This window comes from Rhodoblastus sp. (genome assembly GCF_041915505.1).
Taxonomy (GTDB): domain Bacteria; phylum Pseudomonadota; class Alphaproteobacteria; order Rhizobiales; family Beijerinckiaceae; genus Rhodoblastus.
In genome coordinates, this window is sequence record NZ_JAYSBG010000242.1 from 1 (window position 1) to 5,550 (window position 5,550).

Below are 5,550 nucleotides of genomic sequence, written 5' to 3' on the forward strand. Positions count from 1 at the left end.
GCGACGCCGCCGACGACGATAGCGAGCATTTGCTTGAAGGAGTGCGGAATGCCGAGCGCGTCGAAGATCGCGATCGGCGTCAGCAGGCCGACGAGATGGCCGAAGAAAATGACCAGAATGCCGATGTGGAACAGGTTGGAGCCCCACATCAATTGCTTGCGGCGCAGCAACTGCGACGAGCCCGAGCGCCAGCTATATTGCTCGCGGTCGAAGCGGATCGCGCTGCCGAGCAGGAACACGGTCAGGCAGAGATAAGGATACCAGCCGAACAGCAGGTGATTGAGATAGTCAGCCATGGCGACCGTCCTCCGGCGCTTGGTGAGATTGCGCTTGGTGAGAATGCGAATGGGTGAAAGCGGTGCGGGGCGTCGGGTTTTGAACGATTCCCGGCGCCGGGCGGCGCGCCTGGCGTAATTTGGCGGCGAGCCCGTCATGGCCGCAATCGCCCTCGGCCGGCGCGCTGAAATCAACCGCCGCCTCGTCATAAGCGGCGTCGAGCGCGGCCAGATCGTCCGGCGCGGGGTCCGGCTCGGCGCGCAGGATTGCGAGCAACTCCGCGTCGGGCTCAACTTTGGCCATAGCCGCCAAAGCGCGGAACACGGCCTCATAAGGCGTCTGGCGCTTGTGCAGCCGCTCGGCCAGAACCGTGAAGACATGGGCCGGCTCGGCCAGCAGAGGCAAAGCCTCGGCGGGATCGAGCGTGGACAGGAATTCGAGGAACAAAGGCGTGAAATCCGGTAGTTCGTTATCGACGCCGGTCAAGCCCTTGGCCTCGTAAAGCGCGCGCAGATCGACCATGGCCTGCCCGCGGTCGCGACTTTCGCCGTGAACATGCTCGAACAGATGCAGCGAGAGCGACCGCGTGCGGTCGAACAGCAGGACATAGCCTTCCTGCACGTCATAAAGTTCGCGGCTGCGCAGGTCGTGGACGAGAGTCAGCAAGGCGGCGCGCTCGGACTCGGGAACGAGACGCTCGGCCGCAATGGCCTCGCCGATCTCGTCGAGGGCCGCGACCATATCCTCGGTCGGATAGGACAGCAGCGCGGAAAGGGCTCTGAAAATGCGCATCAGGCGACCTCCTCCGGCTTGAAGATTTTCGGCGTCTTGTTGCCGCCGAACAGGCTCGGCGTCTCGCCTTCCGAACAGCCGTTGCCGAAGCTGAAGCCGCAGGAGCCGCGCAGGTCATAGGCGTCTTCGGCCCATTCGCGATGCGTCGTCGGTATGACGAAGCGATCCTCGTAATTGGCGATCGCCATAATGCGATACATTTCCTCGATCTGCTCGGCCGTCAGGCCGACTTTCGCGGCGACCGCGTCGTCGATCATGCCGTCGATGTTTTTTGCGCGCATGAAAGCGCGCATGGCCAGCATGCGCTCCAGCGCCAGCGCCACCGGCGCCTCGTCGCCTGCTGTGAGCAGATTGGCGAGATAGCGCAGCGGAATGCGCAAGGAGCGGACATCCGGCATGTCGCCGTCCATGCCCATCTTGCCGGCCTCCGCCGCGGCCTGAATCGGCGACAGCGGCGGCACGTACCAGACCATCGGCAGGGTGCGATATTCGGGATGCAGCGGGAAGGCGATCTTCCAGTCCATTGCCATCTTCCAGACCGGCGAATTTTTCGCGGCCTCCAGCCATGCGTCCGGCACGCCGTCGGCGCGGGCCTGTTCGATCACCTTCGGATCATTCGGATCGAGGAAGATTTCGAGCTGCGAGTGATAGAGCTTGCTCTCGTCCTTGACGCTCGCGGCGGCCTCGATGCGGTCGGCGTCATAGAGGATGACGCCGAGATAGCGGATGCGGCCGACGCAGGTTTCCGAGCAAACCGTGGGCATGCCGGCCTCAAGGCGCGGATAGCAAAGGATGCACTTTTCCGATTTTCCGGTCGACCAATTGTAATAGATTTTCTTGTAGGGGCAGGCCGAGACGCACATGCGCCAGCCGCGGCATTTGTCCTGATCGATCAGGACGACGCCGTCCTCCTCGCGCTTGTAGATCGCGCCGGAGGGGCACGACGCCGAACAGGCCGGATTGAGGCAATGTTCGCACAGGCGCGGCAGATACATCATGAAGGTGTTTTCGAACTGGCCGTACATCTCCTTCTGCACGCCCTCGAAATTATAATCCGCCGAGCGCTTGGAGAATTCGCCGCCGAGAATCTCCTCCCAGTTCGGACCATTCTCGATCTTCTCCATCCGCTCGCCGCTGATCAGCGAACGCGGGCGCGCGGTGGGGAAGGCTTCGAGTTCGGGCGCCTTTTGCAGGTGCTCGTAATCGAAGGTGAAAGGCTCATAATAATCGTCGATTTCCGGCAGGTCCGGATTGGCGAAAATCTTCGCCAGCACCCGCCATTTGGCGCCCATCTTCGGCTCAATCGAGCCGTTGGCATTGCGCTTCCAGCCGCCGTTCCATTTCTTCTGGTTTTCCCACTCGCGGGGATAGCCGACGCCGGGTTTGGTCTCGACATTGTTGAACCAGGCGTATTCGACGCCCTCACGGCTGGTCCACACATTCTTGCAGGTGATGGAGCAGGTGTGGCAGCCGATGCATTTGTCGAGATTGAGCACCATTGCGATTTGCGCGCGGATTTTCATGATGTCAGCTCCTATTCCGCAACGTGAGTCAGAGGGCCGCGCGACGCGCCCTTGTGATTTGGGTCGAGCGGCCGTTCGAGCCAGTCGATCTTCTTCATCTTGCGCACGATCACGAATTCGTCGCGGTTCGTTCCGATCGTGCCGTAGTAGTTGAAGCCATAGGCCTGCTGGGCGTAGCCGCCGATCATGTGTGTCGGTTTGAGCACCACGCGCGTCACGGAATTGTGGATGCCGCCGCGCCGTCCGGTGGTCTCGGAGCCCGGCACGTTCACGATCTTCTCCTGCGCGTGATACATCAGGCACATGCCCTGTTTCACGCGCTGCGACACCACCGCGCGGGCGACCAAGGCGCCGTTGGAATTATAGGCTTCGATCCAGTCGTTATCGACGATCCCCGCCGCTTTCGCGTCCGTCTCGCTGATCCAGACAATCGGTCCGCCGCGCGACAGCGTCAGCATCAGCAGATTGTCGGTATAGGTCGAGTGGATGCCCCATTTCTGGTGCGGCGTGATGAAGTTCAGCACCACCTGCTTTTCGCCGTTCGGATGCTTGTCGATCACCGGTTTTACCGCGCGGGTATCCACAGGAGGGCGATAGACGCACAGCGCCTCGCCGAAGGCCCGCATCCACAGATGATCCTGATAGAGCTGCTGGCGCCCGGTGACGGTGCGCCAGGGGATCAGTTCGTGGACATTGGTGTAGCCGGCGTTGTAGCAGACATGCTCGCTTTCGAGCCCCGACCAGGTCGGCGCCGAAATGATCTTTCGCGGCTGAGCGACAATGTCGCGGAAGCGGATTTTTTCATCCTCTTTCGGCAGAGCGAGATGGCCGTGATCGAGGCCAGTGGTCTTGCCGAGCGCCTCCCAGCTTCGCACCGCGACCTCGCCATTGGTCTCCGGCGCCATCATCAGCACGGCTTCGGCCGCGTCGATGGCGGTCATCATGCGCGGCAGGCCCTTGGCCGGCCCCGCCTCCACCGCGCCATTGAGCTTCCTGAGATTCTCGACCTCCTCATGCGTCTCCCAGGCGATGCCCTTCACGCCATTGCCCAGCTTGTCCATCAGCGGGCCGAGCGAAGTGAAGCGCTCGTAGATATGCGGATAATCGCGCTCGACCACGCTCACCGCCGGCATGGTCATTCCGGGGATCGCGGCGCATTCGCCCTTCTTCCAGTCCTTCACGTCGAAGGGCTGCGCGATCTCGGCCGGCGAGTCATGCATGATCGGCGTCAGCACGACATCCTTCTCGACGCCGAGCACTTCCGGCGCGACCTTGGAAAAGGCCTTGGCGATGCCCTTGTAGATCTCCCAGTCCGAGCGCGATTCCCAGGCCGGATCGACCGCCGCGCCGAGCGGATGGATGAACGGGTGCATGTCGGAGGTGTTGAGATCGTCCTTCTCGTACCAGGTCGCGCTCGGCAGCACGATGTCCGAATAGACGCAGGTGGTGGACATGCGGAAATCGAGCGTCACCAGCAGGTCGAGCTTGCCTTCCGGCGCCTCATCGCGCCACGTCACGTCCTGCGGCTTGGCGCGGCCTTCCTCGCCGAGATTCTTGCCCAACACGCCATGCGACGTGCCGAGCAGGTGCTTGAGGAAATATTCGTGACCCTTGCCGGATGAGCCCAGCAGGTTGGAGCGCCAGACGAACAGGTTGCGCGGCCAGTTCGCGGGATTATCCGGGTCGTCGCAGGACATTTTCAACTCGCCGGAAACCAGAGCCTGCGCCACGTAATCCTTCGGCTCCAGCCCCTTTGCGGCGGCTTTGGCGGCGATGGTCAGCGGGTTCTGTTCAAGCTGCGGCGCGGAGGGCAGCCAGCCCATGCGCTCGGCGCGCACGTTATAGTCGATCATGGCGCCGTCCCACGGCCCGACCGGCGCCGTGGGCGAAAGGAATTCCTTCGGGCTCAGCGTCTCGTAGCGCCATTGGTCGGTGTGGGCGTAGAAGAACGAGGTGCCGTTCTGCTGACGCGGCGGACGGCCCCAGTCGAGCCCGAAGGCGACCGGCGCCCAGCCCGATTGCGGACGCAGCTTTTCCTGTCCGACATAATGCGCCCAGCCGCCGCCCGACTGGCCGACGCAACCGCACATGACCAGCATGTTGATCACGCCGCGATAGTTCATGTCACAATTGTACCAATGGTTCATGCCCGCGCCGATGATGACCATCGAGCGGCCCTTGGTCTTCTCGGCATTGAGCGCGAATTCATTGGCGACGCGAATGATCTTGTCGCGCGAGACGCCGGTGATCTTCTCCGCCCAGGCCGGCGAATAGGGCGCGTCGTCGTCGAAGGTCTTCGCGACATTGTCGCCGCCGAAGCCGCGATCCACGCCATAATTGGCGAGGAACAAGTCATAGACCGAAGCGACCAGAATTGCGCCCTCGACCGTCGCCAGCCGGGCCGCCGGGATGCGGCGGTTCAGCACGCTGTCGTGGTCGGTATGGGTGAAATGCTCGTGTTCGATATTGCCGAAATAAGGAAAGGCGACATCGACCAGTTCATGATCGCGGTCGGCCAGCGACAGCGCCAGATCGACCGGCGCGCCATCGGAGCGTTTCGCTTCGAGATTCCACTTGCCCTGCTCGCCCCAGCGGAAGCCGACCGTGCCGCGCGGTGCGACCAACTCGCCGGAGCCGACGTCGAAGGCGAGCGTCTTCCATTCGGGATTGTTGGTCTCGCCGAGCGCGCCGTCGAGATCGCTGGCGCGCAGGAAACGGTCGGGCACAAGTCTGCCGTCCTGCCGGACCAGCTTCACCAGCATCGGCATGTCGGTATAACGCTTCAAATAATCGACGAAATAATCGACCTTCCGCTCGACATGGAATTTCTTGAGGATGACATGGCCGAAAGCCATGGCGAGCGCGGAATCCGTGCCCTGTTTCACCGACAGCCAGATGTCGCCGAATTTCGCGGCTTCGGAATAATCCGGGCAGATCACCGCGCTCTTGGCGCCGCGAT

At 62.5% G+C, this 5,550-nt stretch carries 4 protein-coding genes; all 4 read right to left on the minus strand.

The features are described 5' to 3' along the window. On the minus strand, window positions 1-296 hold a 296-nt coding region (gene narI / locus ACE3S9_RS14060; RefSeq protein ID WP_374547102.1), incomplete at its 3' end, for a respiratory nitrate reductase subunit gamma. Next, window positions 289-1,068: a nitrate reductase molybdenum cofactor assembly chaperone gene (narJ, locus tag ACE3S9_RS14065; RefSeq protein WP_374547104.1), complete on the minus strand. Its 780-nt coding sequence runs from the start codon at window positions 1,066-1,068 to the stop codon at window positions 289-291. The genes narJ and narI, both read right to left, overlap by 8 nt. Next, window positions 1,068-2,591, minus strand: a complete 1,524-nt coding sequence (gene narH, locus ACE3S9_RS14070) for a nitrate reductase subunit beta (protein WP_374547105.1) — start codon at window positions 2,589-2,591, stop codon at window positions 1,068-1,070. The genes narJ and narH overlap by 1 nt, the downstream gene beginning before the upstream one ends. A gap of 11 nt (window positions 2,592-2,602) precedes the next feature. Beyond that, a partial coding sequence (locus tag ACE3S9_RS14075; protein WP_374547106.1) for a nitrate reductase subunit alpha occupies window positions 2,603-5,550 on the minus strand: 2,948 nt, incomplete at its 5' end.